This window comes from Streptomyces sp. NPDC012825 (assembly GCF_042900925.1).
Lineage (GTDB): Bacteria > Actinomycetota > Actinomycetes > Streptomycetales > Streptomycetaceae > Streptomyces.
This window is the reverse complement of sequence record NZ_JBIBBZ010000001.1, coordinates 848,155-865,044: the sequence shown is the minus strand read 5'-3', so window position 1 is coordinate 865,044 and position 16,890 is coordinate 848,155. Positions and strand designations below refer to the sequence as shown.

The 16,890-nt window shown below is 72.5% G+C and carries 16 protein-coding genes and 1 riboswitch; of the genes, 8 read left to right on the top strand and 8 right to left on the bottom strand.

What is annotated here, in order from left to right:
- The first annotated feature begins 25 nt into the window (after nucleotides 1–25).
- The 6 genes from ACFY7E_RS04210 to ACFY7E_RS04185 all read left to right on the top strand — a co-directional run bounded on the left by ACFY7E_RS04210 (nucleotide 26) and on the right by ACFY7E_RS04185 (nucleotide 7,247).
- The gene (locus ACFY7E_RS04210; RefSeq protein ID WP_125658612.1) at nucleotides 26–790 is read left to right on the top strand and encodes a GntR family transcriptional regulator; all 765 of its coding nucleotides are present in this window, start codon (nucleotides 26–28) and stop codon (nucleotides 788–790) included.
- Between the two features lie 222 nt (nucleotides 791–1,012).
- The gene (locus ACFY7E_RS04205) at nucleotides 1,013–1,267 is read left to right on the top strand and encodes a DUF3311 domain-containing protein (protein WP_389480532.1); all 255 of its coding nucleotides are present in this window, start codon (nucleotides 1,013–1,015) and stop codon (nucleotides 1,265–1,267) included.
- Nucleotides 1,264–2,889, top strand: a complete 1,626-nt coding sequence (gene mctP, locus ACFY7E_RS04200; RefSeq protein WP_389480529.1) for a monocarboxylate uptake permease MctP — start codon at nucleotides 1,264–1,266, stop codon at nucleotides 2,887–2,889. Before ACFY7E_RS04205 ends, mctP begins: the two co-directional genes overlap by 4 nt.
- Nucleotides 2,890–2,971: 82 nt before the next feature.
- Nucleotides 2,972–3,481: a GNAT family N-acetyltransferase gene (locus tag ACFY7E_RS04195; RefSeq protein ID WP_389480526.1), complete on the top strand. Its 510-nt coding sequence runs from the start codon at nucleotides 2,972–2,974 to the stop codon at nucleotides 3,479–3,481.
- 49 nt (nucleotides 3,482–3,530) lie between these two features.
- Nucleotides 3,531–3,671: riboswitch (cobalamin riboswitch) on the top strand.
- Between the two features lie 130 nt (nucleotides 3,672–3,801).
- Entirely contained in the window at nucleotides 3,802–6,177 is a 2,376-nt protein-coding gene (locus ACFY7E_RS04190) for a ribonucleoside-diphosphate reductase subunit alpha (RefSeq protein WP_389480524.1), read from the top strand.
- Complete coding sequence (locus ACFY7E_RS04185; protein WP_389480522.1) at nucleotides 6,177–7,247, top strand: ribonucleotide-diphosphate reductase subunit beta; 1,071 nt, start codon at nucleotides 6,177–6,179, stop codon at nucleotides 7,245–7,247. Before ACFY7E_RS04190 ends, ACFY7E_RS04185 begins: the two co-directional genes overlap by 1 nt.
- 12 nt (nucleotides 7,248–7,259) lie before the next feature.
- Here the strand turns inward: ACFY7E_RS04185 and def are convergent, their stop codons facing one another.
- From def to ACFY7E_RS04145, 8 genes are all read right to left on the bottom strand, one after another.
- Entirely contained in the window at nucleotides 7,260–7,895 is a 636-nt protein-coding gene (gene def, locus ACFY7E_RS04180) for a peptide deformylase (protein WP_383446519.1), read from the bottom strand.
- Between the two features lie 68 nt (nucleotides 7,896–7,963).
- Nucleotides 7,964–8,944 carry a hypothetical protein gene (locus ACFY7E_RS04175; RefSeq protein ID WP_125658568.1) on the bottom strand — a complete coding sequence of 327 codons (981 nt, stop codon included), beginning with the start codon at nucleotides 8,942–8,944 and terminating at the stop codon, nucleotides 7,964–7,966.
- Nucleotides 8,945–9,043: 99 nt separating this feature from the next.
- Entirely contained in the window at nucleotides 9,044–10,339 is a 1,296-nt protein-coding gene (locus ACFY7E_RS04170) for an HD-GYP domain-containing protein (RefSeq protein ID WP_389480519.1), read from the bottom strand.
- Nucleotides 10,340–10,464: 125 nt separating this feature from the next.
- A complete protein-coding gene (locus ACFY7E_RS04165; protein WP_389481039.1) occupies nucleotides 10,465–11,838 on the bottom strand; it encodes an HD-GYP domain-containing protein in 1,374 nt (457 codons plus the stop codon).
- Nucleotides 11,839–11,986: 148 nt separating this feature from the next.
- Nucleotides 11,987–12,367, bottom strand: a complete 381-nt coding sequence (gene rsrA / locus ACFY7E_RS04160; protein ID WP_389480517.1) for a mycothiol system anti-sigma-R factor — start codon at nucleotides 12,365–12,367, stop codon at nucleotides 11,987–11,989.
- The gene (locus ACFY7E_RS04155; RefSeq protein ID WP_383446679.1) at nucleotides 12,364–13,020 is read right to left on the bottom strand and encodes a sigma-70 family RNA polymerase sigma factor; all 657 of its coding nucleotides are present in this window, start codon (nucleotides 13,018–13,020) and stop codon (nucleotides 12,364–12,366) included. Before ACFY7E_RS04155 ends, rsrA begins: the two co-directional genes overlap by 4 nt.
- A 270-nt stretch (nucleotides 13,021–13,290) precedes the next feature.
- Nucleotides 13,291–13,956, bottom strand: coding sequence for an alpha/beta family hydrolase (locus tag ACFY7E_RS04150; protein WP_389480515.1), 666 nt, complete (start codon nucleotides 13,954–13,956; stop codon nucleotides 13,291–13,293).
- A 28-nt stretch (nucleotides 13,957–13,984) separates the two neighbouring features.
- A complete protein-coding gene (locus ACFY7E_RS04145) occupies nucleotides 13,985–14,800 on the bottom strand; it encodes an SOS response-associated peptidase (RefSeq protein ID WP_389480512.1) in 816 nt (271 codons plus the stop codon).
- Nucleotides 14,801–14,850: 50 nt separating this feature from the next.
- On the opposite strand from ACFY7E_RS04145, the gene ACFY7E_RS04140 reads away from it, so the two are divergent.
- Nucleotides 14,851–15,537: a M50 family metallopeptidase gene (locus tag ACFY7E_RS04140; RefSeq protein ID WP_389480510.1), complete on the top strand. Its 687-nt coding sequence runs from the start codon at nucleotides 14,851–14,853 to the stop codon at nucleotides 15,535–15,537.
- A 20-nt stretch (nucleotides 15,538–15,557) separates the two neighbouring features.
- Nucleotides 15,558–16,889: a 3-phosphoshikimate 1-carboxyvinyltransferase gene (gene aroA / locus ACFY7E_RS04135; RefSeq protein WP_389480508.1), complete on the top strand. Its 1,332-nt coding sequence runs from the start codon at nucleotides 15,558–15,560 to the stop codon at nucleotides 16,887–16,889.
- Nucleotide 16,890 lies beyond the last annotated feature (1 nt).

Below are 16,890 nucleotides of genomic sequence, written 5' to 3'. Positions count from 1 at the left end.
AGCACAGGAGTCGGGAAGGCAGGCCATGGCCACGGACGCGGGCAGCACGGAGACAGAGAGCGGGACGCCCACCCGTACCGCGCGCGTGCCCAAGTACTACCGGCTGAAGCGGCACTTGCTCGACATGACCGAGACCCTGCCGCCCGGCACGCCGGTCCCGCCGGAGCGGACGCTGGCCGCCGAGTTCGACACCTCCCGCACCACCGTGCGCCAGGCCCTCCAGGAGCTGGTCGTCGAGGGACGCCTGGAGCGCATCCAGGGCAAGGGCACCTTCGTCGCCAAGCCCAAGGTCTCCCAGGCGCTGCAACTCACCTCGTACACCGAGGACATGCGCGCCCAGGGCCTGGAGCCCACCTCGCAGCTCCTCGACATCGGCTACGTCACCGCCGACGACACCCTCGCCGGGCTGCTCGACATCTCGGCCGGCGGCCGGGTGCTCCGCATCGAGCGCCTGCGGCTCGCCAGCGGGGAGCCGATGGCGATCGAGACCACCCATCTGTCGGCGAAGCGCTTCCCGGCCCTGCGCCGCTCGCTCGTCAAGTACACCTCGCTCTACACCGCCCTCGCCGAGGTCTACGACGTGCACCTCGCCGAGGCCGAGGAGACCATCGAGACCTCCCTCGCCACCCCGCGCGAGGCCGGACTGCTCGGTACGGACGTGGGCCTGCCGATGCTGATGCTCTCCCGCCACTCGCTGGACGCGCAGGGCGAGCCGGTGGAGTGGGTGCGGTCCGTCTACCGCGGCGACCGGTACAAGTTCGTGGCCCGTCTCCGGCGCCCCCACGACTGAGCGACCGCGCGGAATCGCGCGCGACGGCCGTACCCCCCGGCGGGTGCGGCCGTTTCGCGTTTCCGGGAATGTCGTATTCCCGCCCGGCGGCGCCGCGGGCGACCGAGGAGGACCGCTTCCGACAAAACACATCCGTTATGCGGACGGGGGTTCCATGAGACGGACGCGTCCCCTAGATTTCCCCAGCATTACCGAGGTGATCAGTGAGGGGACGGAATCGCCATGTCAGAAGTGACACAAGGGAAACAACCGACCATCACCCCCGCGCGGGTGGTGATCGCGCTCTGTCTCGTCGCCCCGTTCGCGGCGATGCTCTGGGTGGGCTCCTACGCGAAGGTCGAGCCCCTCTTCGCCGGCATCCCCTTCTTCTACTGGTACCAGATGCTCTGGGTGCTGGTCTCCACCGCGCTCACCATGATCGCGTACAAGCTGTGGCAGCGGGACCAGCGGTCCCGCAAGGGGGGTGACGCGCGATGAAGGACGGCGTGAACGGCGTGGCGCTGGGCGTCTTCGTCTTCTTCTTCGTGGCCGTGACGGTCATGGGCTTCCTGGCCGCGCGCTGGCGCAAGGCCGAGAACGAGCAGAGTCTCGACGAGTGGGGCCTGGGCGGCCGGTCCTTCGGCACCTGGGTGACCTGGTTCCTGCTCGGCGGCGACCTCTACACCGCGTACACCTTCGTCGCCGTCCCGGCGGCCATCTACGCGGCGGGCGCGGCGGGCTTCTTCGCGGTGCCGTACACGATTCTGGTCTACCCGCTGATCTTCACCTTCCTGCCCCGCCTGTGGTCGGTCTCGCACAAGCACGGGTACGTGACCACCTCCGACTTCGTCCGGGGCCGCTTCGGCTCCAAGGCCCTGTCGCTGGCGGTGGCGGTCACTGGCATCCTCGCCACCATGCCGTACATCGCGCTCCAGCTGGTCGGCATCCAGGCCGTCCTGGACGTGATGGGCGTCGGCGGCGGCGAGACCACGCACTGGTTCGTCAAGGACCTGCCGCTGCTCATCGCCTTCGGCGTCCTCGCGGCCTACACGTACTCCTCGGGCCTGCGCGCCCCCGCGCTCATCGCCTTCGTCAAGGACACCCTGATCTACATCGTCATCGCGGTGGCGATCATCTACATCCCGATCAAGCTGGGCGGCTTCGACGAGATCTTCGCCAAGGCGGGCGAGGCGTACGCGCAGACCAACCCGGCGACCGGAAAGCCGCGCGGCGCGCTCGTGCCCGGCGAGGCCGGCCAGTGGACGTACGCGACGCTCGCGCTCGGCTCGGCGCTCGCGCTCTTCATGTACCCGCACTCCATCACGGCGACGCTGTCGTCCCGGAGCCGCGAGGTCATCCGCCGCAACACCACGATCCTGCCGCTGTACTCGCTGATGCTGGGCCTGCTCGCGCTGCTGGGCTTCATGGCGATCGCCGCCGGGATCCAGGTGAAGAACGGCCAGCTCGCCATCCCGCAGCTCTTCGAGACCATGTTCCCGGACTGGTTCGCGGGCGTCGCGTTCGCCGCGATCGGCATCGGCGCGCTCGTCCCGGCCGCGATCATGTCCATCGCCGCGGCCAACCTCTTCACGAGGAACATCTACAAGGACTTCATCAAGAAGGACGCGACCCCGGCGCAGGAGACCAAGGTCTCCAAGATCGTCTCGCTCCTGGTGAAGGTCGGCGCCCTCGCCTTCGTCCTCACCATGGACAAGACGGTCGCCATCAACTTCCAGCTCCTGGGCGGCATCTGGATCCTCCAGACCTTCCCGGCCCTGGTCGGCGGCCTGTTCACCCGCTGGTTCCACCGCTGGGCGCTGCTCGCCGGCTGGGCGGTCGGCATGGCCTACGGCACGCTCGCCGCCTACGGCGTCGCCAGCCCGACCCAGAAGCACTTCGGCGGCTCCTCCGCCGAGATCCCCGGCATCGGCGAGATCGGCTACATCGGTCTCACCGCCTTCGTCCTCAACGTCGTGGTCACCGTCGTCCTCACCTTCGTCCTCAAGGCCCTCAAGGCCCCCGAGGGCATCGACGAGACCTCCCCGTCGGACTACACGGCCGACGCCGGCGACCCCGGCGTACAGGTCGAGATGGAGAAGGTCACCGCGCCCACCCACTGACGCCACCCGCACGGAAAAGGGCCCGGGTCCTCCACCAGGAGGTCCCGGGCCCCGCCGCGTCCCCGGCGGGCACACTTCCCCCATGGACTTCACGATCAGGGCGGTACGGCCCGAGGAGTACGAGGTGCTCGGCGAACTGACCGGGCGCACCTATCTGGACGACGGACTGCTGGCACACGGGGCCGACGACTTCTATCTGGGGGTGCTGCGGGACACCGCGCGGCGGGCCCGCGAGAGCGAGGTCCTCGTCGCGGAGGACACCCGGGACGCGGCGGGCCGGATCATCGGCGGCGTGACGTTCGCCCGGGGCGGCACCCCGTGGGCCGACATCGCCGTGCCCGGCGAGGCCGAGTTCCGGATGCTCGTGGTCGCCCGGGAGGCCCGCGGCCGGGGCGTCGGGGAAGCGCTCGTACGGACCTGCGTCGACCGGGCCCGGGCCCTCCCGGGATGCGCCCGGATCGTGCTCTCCACGGCCGCCGGGATGGTCGCGGCGCACCGGCTCTACGAGCGGACGGGCTTCGTCCGCACTCCGCACCGGGACTGGGAGCCGATCCCCGATCACTCTCTGCGCACCTATTCCCTGGAGTTCTGAGCCCAACTCCCCTCCGGGGGGCGACACAACATGTGGGGGGTGCCATGAGCGGCACCCCCCACATGTATGCTCGTCCTCGCTGTCGACGCAGGGGAATCCGGCGCGAATCCGGAACTGTCCCGCAACGGTGTACTTCGTGCGGTTTCGTCCGAGGTGAGTCCGAACACCTGCCGACGGTGCGCCCGGTCCTTCCGTTCCGGGTGCCACAGACGTCCGGGCCTCGCGGAGTGGGCCGGTGGACGCGGTGCGTCGTGCGTGGACGCCCGCCCGTCCGCCCTTCCCCCGCCGAGGCCCCGAGCCGAGCGAGGGAGAGCCCCCACGTGACCATCGCGCCCGCCGATCCGGCTTCGGCCGAGGCTTCCGCGGTCGAGAGCGACGGCCCCGGGACCGTACTGCTGCGGACCCTGACCGACCTCACCGCCGATCTCCCCGACACCGACCCCGGCAAGGTCGCCGCCGCCGCGCTCCGCGGCCGTAGCGCCGCCGCGGACGAGGCGGAGCTGCGCGAGCTGGCCACCGAGGCGGCCGCCGGACTGATCGCCGAGGACCCGGCGTACTCCCGGCTCGCCGCCCGGCTCCTCACGATCACCATCGCGGACGAGGCCGCCTCCCAGGGCTCGGTGAACTTCTCCTCCTCGGTGGCCGTCGGCCACCGCGAGGGCCTGATCGCCGACCGCACCGCCGGGTTCGCCGCACTGCACGCCGACCGCCTCGACGCCACGATCGACCGGGCCGGCGACGACCGCTTCGGCTACTTCGGCCTGCGGACCCTCTACTCGCGCTACCTGCTGCGCCACCCGATCACCCGCAAGGTGATCGAGACCCCGCAGCACTTCATGCTGCGCGTCGCCTGCGGCCTGGCCGAGGACGAGAGCGTCCGCGCGCTCGACGAAGTGACCGCGCTGTACGGCCTGATGAGCCGGCTGGACTACCTGCCGTCCTCCCCCACGCTCTTCAACTCCGGCACCCGCCACCCGCAGATGTCCTCCTGCTACCTCCTGGACTCCCCGCAGGACGAGCTGGACTCCATCTACGACCGCTACCACCAGGTCGCGCGCCTCTCCAAGCACGCGGGCGGCATCGGCCTCTCGTACTCCCGCATCCGCGCCCGCGGTTCGCTGATCCGGGGCACCAACGGGCACTCCAACGGCATCGTGCCGTTCCTGAAGACCCTCGACGCCTCCGTCGCCGCCGTGAACCAGGGCGGCCGCCGCAAGGGCGCCGCCGCCGTCTACCTGGAGACCTGGCACGCGGACATCGAGGAGTTCCTGGAGCTCCGCGACAACACGGGCGAGGACCAGCGCCGCACGCACAACCTGAACCTGGCGCACTGGATCCCGGACGAGTTCATGCGCCGCGTGAACGCCGACGCCGACTGGTCGCTGTTCTCCCCCTCGGACGTGCCCGAGCTGGTGGACCTGTGGGGCGACGAGTTCGACGCCGCCTACCGCGGGGCCGAGGCGGCCGGCCTGGCCCGCAAGACGATGCCGGCCCGCGACCTGTACGGCCGGATGATGCGGACCCTGGCCCAGACCGGCAACGGCTGGATGACCTTCAAGGACGCCTCCAACCGGACGGCCAACCAGACCGCCGAGCCCGGCCACACCGTCCACTCCTCCAACCTCTGCACCGAGATCCTGGAGGTCACCGACGACGGCGAGACCGCGGTCTGCAACCTGGGCTCGGTCAACCTCGGCGCGTTCGTGGTCGGTTCGGACATCGACTGGGAGCGTCTGGACGCGACCGTCCGCACGGCCGTCACCTTCCTCGACCGGGTCGTGGACATCAACTTCTACCCGACCGAGCAGGCGGGCCGCTCCAACTCCCGCTGGCGTCCGGTCGGTCTGGGCGCCATGGGCCTCCAGGACGTCTTCTTCCAGCTGAAGCTGCCCTTCGACTCCCCCGAGGCACGGGCGCTCTCCACCCGCATCGCCGAGCGGATCATGCTGGCCGCGTACGAGGCCTCCGCCGACCTGGCCGAGCGCAACGGCCCGCTCCCGGCCTGGGAGAAGACCCGCGCGGCCCGTGGCGTGCTGCACCCCGACCACTACGACGTCGAGCCGAACTGGCCGGAGCGCTGGACGGCCCTGCGCGAGCGGATCGCCGCCGTCGGCATGCGCAACAGCCTCCTCCTCGCCATCGCGCCGACCGCGACGATCGCCTCGATCGCCGGCGTGTACGAGTGCATCGAGCCGCAGGTCTCCAACCTGTTCAAGCGCGAGACGCTGTCGGGCGAGTTCCTCCAGGTCAACTCGTACCTGGTCGACGAGCTGAAGAGGCTCGGCGTGTGGGACGCGCAGACCCGCGAGGCGCTGCGCGACTCCAACGGCTCGGTGCAGGGCTTCACCTGGGTGCCGGCCGAGGTGCGCGACCTGTACCGCACGGCCTGGGAGATCCCGCAGCGCGGCCTGATCGACATGGCCGCCGCCCGCACCCCGTTCCTGGACCAGTCGCAGTCGCTGAACCTGTTCCTGGAGACGCCCACCATCGGCAAGCTGTCGTCGATGTACGCGTACGCCTGGAAGCAGGGCCTGAAGACGACGTACTACCTGCGCTCCCGCCCGGCCACCCGGATCGCCCGCGCCGCCCAGGCGTCGACGGCCGCCGCCGCGCCCATCCCCGTCCAGCAGGCCGCCGACCCCGACGCGGTCGCCTGCTCCCTGGAAAACCCCGAGTCCTGCGAGGCCTGCCAGTAATGAGCTCCGCCCTCCCGTCGCCCGACCGCCGCCCCTCAACGACGGCACTGCGTGCCGACACCCCTGACTCCAAGAACCTCCTCGACCCGGGCTTCGAACTCACCCTCCGTCCCATGCGCTACCCGGACTTCTACGAGCGCTACCGGGACGCCATCAAGAACACCTGGACCGTCGAGGAGGTCGACCTCCACTCGGACGTCGCCGACCTCGCCAAGCTCACCCCCGGTGAGCAGCACATGATCGGCCGCCTGGTCGCCTTCTTCGCGACGGGCGACTCGATCGTGTCGAACAACCTGGTCCTGACGCTCTACAAGCACATCAACTCCCCCGAAGCGCGCCTCTACCTCTCGCGGCAGCTCTTCGAGGAGGCCGTGCACGTCCAGTTCTACCTGACGCTGCTCGACACCTACCTGCCCGACCCGGACGACCGCGCCGCCGCGTTCGACGCCGTCGAGGAGATCCCCTCCATCCGCGAGAAGGCGCAGTTCTGCTTCCGCTGGATGGACTCGGTCGAGAAGATCGAGCGCCTGGAGACCAAGGCCGACCGCCGCCGCTTCCTGCTGAACCTGATCTGCTTCGCCGCCTGCATCGAGGGCCTGTTCTTCTACGGCGCCTTCGCCTACGTGTACTGGTTCCGGTCCCGGGGCCTGCTGCACGGCCTGGCGACCGGTACCAACTGGGTCTTCCGCGACGAGACGATGCACATGAACTTCGCCTTCGAGGTCGTGGACACCGTCCGCAAGGAGGAGCCGGACCTCTTCGACGACGAGCTCCAGCGGCAGGTCACCGACATGCTGCGGGAGGCCGTGGAGGCGGAGCTCCAGTTCGGCCGCGACCTGTGCGGCGACGGCCTGCCGGGCATGAACACCGAGTCGATGCGCGAGTACCTCCAGTGCGTCGCCGACCAGCGCCTCCAGCGCCTCGGGTTCGCCCCGGTGTACGGCTCGGAGAACCCGTTCTCCTTCATGGAGCTCCAGGGCGTCCAGGAACTGACCAACTTCTTCGAGCGCCGCCCGTCCGCCTACCAGGTGGCGGTCGAGGGCTCGGTGGACCTGGACGAGGACTTCTAGGACGTACGTGGATCAGTCGTTCGGGACCGTCTCGTAGCGCGGGGTGCCCTCCTCCATCTGGCGCAGGGCGTCCTTGCGGTCACGCTTGGAGAGGCGGTCGATGTAGAGGCGGCCGTACAGGTGGTCCGTCTCGTGCTGGAGGCAGCGGGCGAAGTAGCCGGTGCCGCGCACCTTGATCGGGTTGCCCTGCGCGTCCCGGCCGTGGACCTCGGCGTAGTCCGGGCGGGCCAGCTCGGCGTAGGCGGTCGGCACGGAGAGGCAGCCCTCGTTGGACTCGTCCAGGACGCGGCGGTCCGCCGGGAGCTCCTGGAGGACCGGGTTGATCACGACGCCGGTGTGCCGGACGCCCTCGTCGTCCGGGCAGTCGTAGACGAAGACCTTGAGGTCCACGCCGATCTGGTTCGCGGCCAGGCCCACGCCCTCGGCGGCCTTCTGGCTGGCGAACATGTCGTCGATCAGGGCCGCGAGCTCGTCGTCGAACGCGGTGACGTCCTTGCACTCCCTGTGCAGCACGGGGTTGCCGACGACCGTGATCGGTCGGGCCTTGCCGCGTTCACGGTGGGCGAGTTCGCGCGCCTCGCAGTCCTCCGTGTCCACGACGAAGCCGTCGTTGATCTGCGTCTGCTCGTCCGTCTCCTGCTGCGCCATGTCCGGCCGCGCCTTCCTGAAAACCCGATTCCGTCGGAGGACAGCCTACGGGGAAGGGCGGGACCCGCTCAGCAGACCTCTTCGAGATCCCGCCACTCGCGGCTGTCCGGGCTGTCCGCCACCCAGCCGTCGAGGAGCCCGCGCACGAGCCCGGCCGGGGCCGCGATGCCGCACTCCCGCTCCGGCACCCACAGCTCGCCGGGCGAGCGGTGGCCGAGCGGCCCGGGGTGACCCGGCTCGCTGTGGTCGTGCGGGTCGGAGTGCTCGCCCTCGCCCTCGGCGCTCGGCATGGTCGACTCCGAACAGGCGCGGCAGAGCAGCCGCACGGAGGACGACCAGTCCTCGGCGGCGAAGCCCGCCTCCGCGGCCAGCTGCTCCAGGGCGTCCCGGTCGGCCTCGGTGGCGGCCTCCAGGAGGACCACCCAGGTGGGGACGGGCGAGGGCGCCCACAGCTCGATCTCGTCGAAGACCGGGTAGGAGGGCCCGGCGGTGGTGGTCCGCTCGCCGTTCGGCACGCCGTCGTGGAGGACGACCTCGCCCCAGCGGCGCCCGGAGGACGGCAGCGGGATGGAGAGGACCTCCATCCGGGCCGGGTCGAGCCGGCGGCCCCACACGACCTCGGCCTCGCCCTCGGGCGAGAGCCGGACGGCGGCGCTGCCCAGGTCCATGCCGGCGGGCTCGCCCGTGCCGGAGGCGGCCCCGGGCACCCGCAGTCCGTACGCCTGCCAGGCGCGGCGGGCCAGCGGCCAGTCCTGGAGCGCGGTGGCGGCGATGCCGACGTTCCACCAGTCGGGAGCGCCGGTCTCCTTGTCGAGCAGGGCGACCGCGCGCAGCCCGGCGGCGCGGGCCTGCTCCCAGTCGTGCCGGAACTTGTGCAGCAGCGCCAGGTTGAACCAGGACTCGGAGAGCCAGGGCTCCAGGTCCGCCGCGCGCGTCAGGAGCGCGCCCGCGTCCTCGTACCGGCCGTCGCCGATCAGCGTGAACGCGCGGTCGGTGGCCTGCCGCCACGAGGCGGAGGGCCGATGCCGTACCTTCCCGAAGATCTTCACGATTCCCGCCTGCCGGTCGCTTCACCCTCTTGTTCGCATCCAACCATGCCCGGTCGGACGCGCGCTCATTACCCATGGGTTACCCAGGGACGACCGGGGTCATCCCGGGGTCCCGCCCCGGGCCAGGACCCTGGCCAGGCACTCGACCACGTCCGGGTGGTGGTCGCGGGCGGTGCCGAGCCGGAGCCGCTCCAGGGCGTCGAGCGCGGCTCCCGCTCCCCCTCCTGCCCCGGTTCCCGGCCCGGCACTCGTCAGGTCGTCGTAGGCGTTCACGGTCCGGACGATCCGGGCGGGCAGCGGCTGCTCGCGGTACGGGTCGGCCTGCCGCTCGACGATCACGGCGACGGCCGGCGGGACCCCGGTCCTGCGGACGACCTCGCCGCCCAGGAGGGCGATCCGGCGCTGCTCCTCGGCCGGCAGGAGGGCGGTGGCGCCGCCCTCGACCGGGTCGGCCAGGGAGAGTTGGCCGATGTCGTGCATGAGCGCCGCGTGTTCGAGGACGGTCAGCTCGGCCCCGGAGAGGCCCAGCTCGCGTCCGACGGCCGCGCTGAGGACGGCGACCCGGCGGGCGTGGCCGGGCGGGGTGCAGCCGGCGACCTCGGTCGCCCGCGCGAGGGAGGCGATGGTCTGCCGGTTGACGGTGCGCACGGCCTCGTACCGCCGGTGGGAGACCTGGGTGAGCAGGAGGGGGACGGCGAGCACGGGCAGGGCCCACAGCCCGGCGGCGGCGACGCCGAGGGCCATGACCGCGCCGGTGGCGCAGACGGCGGAGCCGATGCCGAGGAGGGCGCGCAGCTCGTCGCGGAGGAGGGGTCCGTACGGGATGGGGGTACCTCCCGTGCGCCGCAGGGCGCTACGGGGGACCGTGCGGGCGTGGAGCACGAGGGCGGCGAGGACGGCGTCGCACAGGGCGGTGAGGACGAGCAGGAGCCCGAGGAAGAGGGCGTACGGGGGGCCCTCGCCGAGGTGCCGGACGACGGCGCCGGAGTTGTAGAGGGGCTGGAAGCAGAGCGCGGCGAAGCCGACGGCGAGGACGCGGCGGGCGAGGTGGTCGGGGTCCGGGCCGCGGCCCCGGGCGAGGTGGGGGAGGATCCCGGCGAGGCCCGCGGCGCTGACGACGGCGACGGTCTGGAGGACGCCGTGGGTGGTGGCGTTCCCGGCGCTCTGCCCGAGCAGGGCGTACGCGAGGGCTCCGGCGGCGGCGAGCGGCGCGGGTTCCCGCTCGCCGGGGGCGGCGCCCCAGCGGGCCAGTTCGCCGAGGGCGACGAGGGTGCCGAAGGCGAGGGCGTTGCCGGGCTGCTCGACGCCGTGCCGGAGGGTGGCGCCGAGGGCGGTGAGACCGAGGAGCAGGGCGGCCGCGCGGACGGCGCCGACGGTCACGGTGCCGGCCCTCACGCGCCCTCCCCGAAGGAGGGGGCGGAGGACGGCAGGGGGTCTCACGCGTGCTCTCCGGAGGAGGCGGAGGACCGTATCGGGCCTCACGGACGCTCTCCGGAAGAGGTCGAGGACCGCGCCGGGCCTCATGGACGCTCCCCGGACGGGGTGGAGGACGGGGTGGACGCCTCCCGGGCCCTGGGGACGGTCCCGCCGGGCGGGGTCTCGTCGGCGGTGACGGCGGGCCGCCAGCCGTACCGGTCCAGGGCCCGGACCAGGGCGCCGACCATCCGGGGGTCGAAGTGGGCGCCGGCGCACCGCTCCAGTTCGGCGACGGCGACCGGCACCGGCCGGGCCCGGCTGTAGGAGCGGTTGGAGGTCATGGCGTCGAAGGCGTCGGCGACGGCGACCATCCGGGCGAACTCGGGGATCTGCTCCCCGCGCAGCCCGTAGGGGTAGCCGCTGCCGTCCATGCGTTCGTGGTGGTGGAGGATCGCGGACCGGGCCTCGCCGAGGAACCCGATGCCCCGGACGATCTCGTGTCCGTACTCGGGGTGCAGTTCGATGACCCGGCGCTCCTCGGGGGTGAGGGGCCCGTCCTTGCGGAGCACCCGGGTGGGCACGCCCAGCTTCCCCACGTCGTGCAGGATGCCGGCGAAGCGGACGGCGTCGAGCCGGTCCTCGGGCATGCCGAGTTCGCGGGCGATGAGGACGGAGGCGTGGCCGACGCGCTCGCTGTGGCCCCGGGTGTAGCGGTCCTTGATGTCGACGGCCTGGACGAGGGCGCGGATGGTGGCCCGGTGGGCGGCGTGTTCGCGGTGGTACTGGGCGAAGACCCAGCAGGAGATGTACATGGGCAGGAGCACGAAGAGCCCCGCGACCGGCCCGTACGCGCTGCGCCACAGGACGGCCATCATCAGGCCGGCGAGACCGTGCACGGTGTGCGGGGCGAGCGCCCGGCCGAACTGTCCGCGCCAGGCGGCCCGCGCGGGCAGTCCGCCGACGGTGGCGCGGATGCCGCCGTCGAGGGCGGTGAGGACCAGGCAGAGGACGAGGGAGGCGACGCCGGCGGGCAGCAGCGCGTACGGGAGGTCGGGGGCGCCCCGGCCGTGTCCGAGGGCGGCCGGGCCGCCCAGGGCCCCGGCGGCGTGGGCGGCGGCCCAGACGGCGAGGGCCGCGGCGGCGGCCCGCCAGGCGCGGCGCGGCGCGGCCGGGGGCTCCTCGACACGGGCCAGGAGGCTGCCGGGCACGGCGGTGAGCGCGGCGGCGGCGGGCGGCAGGAGCAGCGCGGCGGCGAGGAGGACGGGGAAGAAGGAGCCGGTGCCCAGGGGGACGGAGCCGCCGAGCGCGCGGCTCGTGAGGGGGCAGCGGGCGGGCAGCTCGCAGAGCGCGTACAGGGCGGCGAGGAGCGCGATCGTCGTCCAGGGCGCGCCGGGGCGCAGCGCGGGCAGGACGCACGCGCCCGCGGCGAGCAGGGCGCAGCCGATGTACACGCGGGCCGCCGGGGGGACGACCTTCACACCCGTCATCCCCGTCACGCTAGCGAGTCGGGCGGCCCGCGACGGCGCGCCGGGACCGATTCGCACCATCGGGTGATACAGGCCGGCTTACGCCGGAGGCCGCCGCGATCGTGTCGCGGCGGCCTCCGGCCGGGGTACGGGGCGGGTGCTACTCCTGCGGGGCGGGCGTCGCGGGCGCGCTCGCCGTGACGTCCTGCCCGGACCTGCCGGGTCGCTCGTCCTGCCCGGCCCGCTCGTCCTGTCCGAGCTGCTCGGACTGCTCGGGGTCCAGCTGCCCGGCGCGGATCAGCTCGATCCGGCCCATGACCTTGGCCCGCAGGTCGGTGGGGACGTCGTCACTGCCGCAGCAGCGCTTGACGAGCTTCTTCACGGCCTGCTCCAGGCCGTACTTCTCCAGGCACGGGGAGCACTCCTCGAAGTGCACCTCGAACTTGGTGCAGTCGCTGTCGGGCATCTCGTGGTCGAGGAACTCGTAGAGATGGTCCAGGACCTCCGAGCAGTCCGTCTCGTGCGGCTCTCCGCAGCTCATGAGCCCGAGCCTTTCAGATCGTTCGACGACTCTCCGGCGCCCGCGGGAACCAGCCCGCGGTCGCGGGCGTAGTCCTCGAGCATGCCGCGCAGCTGGCGGCGGCCCCGGTGCAGCCGGGACATCACCGTACCGATGGGTGTCCCCATGATGTCCGCGATCTCCTTGTACGCAAAGCCCTCGACATCGGCGAGGTAGACGGCGATGCGGAACTCCTCGGGGATCGCCTGCAGCGCTTCCTTCACGTCGGAGTCGGGAAGGTGGTCGAGGGCCTGGGACTCGGCGGAGCGCAGGCCGGTCGACATGTGCGACTCGGCGCGGGCGAGCTGCCAGTCCTCGATCTCCTCGGCGGCGCTGCGCTGGGGTTCGCGCTGCTTCTTGCGGTACGAGTTGATGAAGGTGTTGGTGAGGATGCGGTACATCCACGCCTTGAGGTTCGTGCCCTCGCGGAACTGGTGGAAGGACCCGTACGCCTTGGCGTAGGTCTCCTGCACCAGGTCCTCCGCGTCCGCGGGGTTGCGCGTCATGCGCAGCGCGGCCGAGTACATCTGGTCGAGGTAGCCGAGGGCGTCCCGCTCGAAGCGCGCGTTGCGCTCCTCGGTCGTCTCCTCGGGGCCGTCGTCGGTCCCTGTGTCGGTCCCAGTGACCGGACCCACCTCCTCCAGCGTGGTGGCGAGCCCGGGGGCGGACCCGCTCGTTTCGGAGGATAGACGAGGAACCGCTCCGCCCGCCGCCCGAATCGAGGCGCCCTTGGGCGCGGGCAGCACCGTCCAGTCGAGGTCAGCGCCCTGCGCGCGCTCCGGGCAGATGGTCGAACCCATGCGACGGACTTCCTCTCCCTGCTCTTGTCTGCTGTCGTACGACGTACGGAACAACAGCGTCCACCCGTCCGGCATTCCCGGCGCGGGGGCGTGGCGGACGAGGCGTCAGCGCAGGGTGTCGAGCCACTCGGCGACGCCGTCCACGAGGAGCCCGAGCGCCTCGTCCCCGCCGAGGGGGGCGCGCTTGGGCAGCGCGAAGCCGTGGTCCCCGTACGGGACCTCGACGAGGCGGTACGGGCCGTCCGGGAACTCCTCGGGGCGGCCGAAGGGGTCGTTGCCGCCCTGGACCACGAGGGTGGGCAGGCCGGTGCCGAGGAGTTCGCCGGCGCGGGACCTCTCCGGCTTCCCCGGCGGGTGCAGGGGGAAGCTCAGCGCGAGGACGGCCGTCGCGCCGAGGTCGCGGCCGGTGCGGCAGGCGACCCGGGCGCCGGCGCTGCGGCCGCCCGCGACCACGGGGAGGCCGGGCTTCGCGAGGGCGGGCCAGAGGCCTCGCCAGGCGGTGTCGAGGGTCTTCGGGGCGGGTGCGAGCTTCTTGCCAGCGACCCGCCAGGGCTGTTCGACGAGGGCGACGGTCACGCCCCGGGCGGGCAGGGCCCCGGCCAGGGCCCGGAGGTCGCGGGCCCCGATCCCGCCGCCGGCGCCGTGGCCGAGGGCGAGGACGGTCCACGGCTCCGGGCCCGCGTCCGGCTCGTACCAGGTGACGCGGGCGTCCCCGGCGTCGGTGGGGACGGTCTCGCGGCGCGTCGCTCCGTCGGTCGCTTCATCGGTCACGCCCTCATCTTGCCGCGCGGACGGCGGTTCAGAAGAGCGTGCCCTCCTCCGGGCCCTCCAGCTCCGTCAGGAGTTCGGGCCCGTTGTTGCGGACGTTGCTGACGGCCGTCGGCACCGGGTAGGCCCGCATCAGGCCCTCCGGCGGCGGGGAGAGCAGTCCGCGCAGCTCTTCGAGGTCGGTGTTCTCCGGGGTGAGCCAGGCGTCCCAGCGGTCCTCCGTCAGCATCAGCGGCATCCGGGGGTGGATGTCGGCGAGCGAGCGGGGGCCCTCGGCCGGGGCCGCGCCCAGCGGTCCGGTCTCCGCCTCCGTGGTGATCACCGAGCAGGTGACCCACCAGGAGGAGGGGTGGTCGTCGGGGAGGGTCCGGTCGCGCCAGAACTCGTACAGGCCCGCCATCGCGAAGACCGAGCCGTCCGCCGGGGTCACGAAGTACGGCTGCTTCCGCGGCCGCTTCTTCTTCCCCTCGACCTCCAGGTCCCGCTCCGCCGTCCCGGTCACCCATTCGTAGTAGCCGTCGGCGGGAATGACGCACCGGCGGGAGGCGAAGGCCCGCTTGAAGGAGGGCTTCTCGTGGAGGGTCTCGGCCCGTGCGTTGATCATCCGGGCGGCGCCGTCCGGGTTCTTCGACCAGGACGGGACGAGTCCCCACTTCAGGGTGCGGAGCTGGCGAACCGGCTCCTTGGAATCCGCGTCCTTCAGAGGACGCTCCAGAACGGCCCAGACCCGTTTGGTGGGGGCCACGTTCCAGTCGGGGGCCAGGGTCTCCTCCGGGTCCCACTGCTCCACCCCGAAGGTCTCCACGAGGTCCTCGGGCCGTCGACTCGATGCAAAGCGTCCGCACATACGTGCCACACTGCCACGATCCCGCCCGCGACCGAGGAGCCTTCCGCCGAATGAACGACGTCCTCGGCACCCAGCCCGCCCCGGACGAGTGGATCGTCTGGTTCACCGCCGGCTGCGCGCTCTCCCTGGTGCTGTTCCGGCGGCTCTGGCTGCCGGCCCGCAACGCGATCACCATCGCCCACGAGGGCGGGCACGGCATCGTCGCCCTGGCCACCGGCCGCCGCCTCGAAGCGATCCGGCTGCACTCGGACACCAGCGGCCTGACCGTGTCGAGGGGCCGCCCGACCGGTCTCGGGATAGTCCTCACCCTGGCCGCCGGCTATCCGGCGGCCCCGCTGCTCGGCCTCGGCGGCGCGGCCCTGCTCGGCACCCACCGGACCACGCTGCTGCTGTGGGCGGCGACCGCGCTGCTCCTCGCGATGCTGGTGATGGTCCGCAACGCGTACGGGATCCTCACCGTCCTGTCGACGGGCGCCGCGTTCCTCCTCGTCTCCCTGTTCACCGGTCCCGACGTGCAGGGGACCTTCGCCTGCGCGGCGGTCTGGTTCCTCCTTCTGGGCGGTGTCCGGCCGGCCTTCGAGCTCCAGGCGAAGCGGCGCCGGGGCGGCACCCCGGACTCGGACGCGGACCAGCTCGCGCGGCTCACCCACGTGCCCGCCGGGGTGTGGCTGGTCTTCTTCCACACGGTGTCGATCTGCTGTCTGATCGGCGGCGGGCGCTGGCTCCTGGGCTTCTGACTCCCCCGTACAGTGAGGGCATGACCGCAGCAGCTTCCCCGCACACCGACCCGTCCACCGACCTCTGGCCCGCTCCGTACGCGCGCGGCGCCGTCGACGCGACCGTCACCGTGCCCGGGTCGAAGTCGGTCACGAACCGTGCCCTGGTCCTCGCCGCGCTCGCCGCCGAGCCCGGCTGGCTGCGCCGCCCGCTGCGCTCCCGGGACACCCTCCTGATGGCCGAGGCGCTCCGCACCCTCGGCGTGCGGATCGACGAGGGCGTGGGTCCCGACGGGTCCGGCGAGGCCTGGCGGATCATCCCCGCGCCGCTGCGCGGCCCCGCGGCCGTCGACGTCGGCAACGCCGGCACGGTCATGCGCTTCCTGCCGCCGGTCGCGGCGCTCGCCGAGGGGCCGGTGCGCTTCGACGGCGACCCCCGCTCCCACGAGCGTCCGCTGCACGGCGTGATCGACGCGCTGCGCGTGCTCGGCGCCCGGATCGACGACGAGGGCCGGGGCGCGCTGCCGATGACCGTGCACGGCACGGGAGGTCTGGACGGCGGCACGGTCGAGATCGACGCCTCCTCGTCCTCCCAGTTCGTCAGCGCCCTGCTGCTCTCCGCGCCGCGCTTCAACCAGGGCGTGGAGGTGCGGCACGTGGGGTCGCGGCTGCCCTCGATGCCGCACATCCGGATGACGGTCGACATGCTGCGCGCGGTCGGCGCCCGGGTCGACGAGCCGGAGCACGGCGGCGAGCCGGACGTGTGGCGGGTGACGCCCTCCGCGCTGCGCGGCCGGGACCTGGTCGTGGAGCCCGACCTGTCGAACGCGCAGCCGTTCCTGGCGGCCGCCCTGGTGACCGGCGGCCGGGTGACGGTCCCGGACTGGCCCGCGCGGACCACCCAGCCCGGTGACGCGCTGCGGGAGATCTTCACCGGGATGGGTGGTTCCTGCGAGCTGACGGAGAGGGGTCTGACCTTCACCGGCACGGGCCGGATCCACGGCATCGACGTGGATCTCGGCGAGGTCGGCGAGCTGACCCCGGGCATCGCGGCGGTCGCGGCCCTCGCCGACTCCCCGTCCACCCTGCGCGGGGTCGCCCATCTGCGGCTGCACGAGACGGACCGGCTCGCGGCGCTCACCAAGGAGATCAACGAGCTGGGCGGGGACGTGACGGAGACCGAGGACGGTCTGCACATCCGCCCGCGCCCGCTGCACGGCGGTGTCTTCCGCACGTACCACGACCACCGGATGGCGACGGCGGGCGCGGTCATCGGCCTGGCGGTCGAGGGCGTGGAGATCGAGGACGTGGCGACGACGGCCAAGACCTTGCCCGACTTCCCGACGATGTGGACCGAAATGCTCGGGGTCTGAG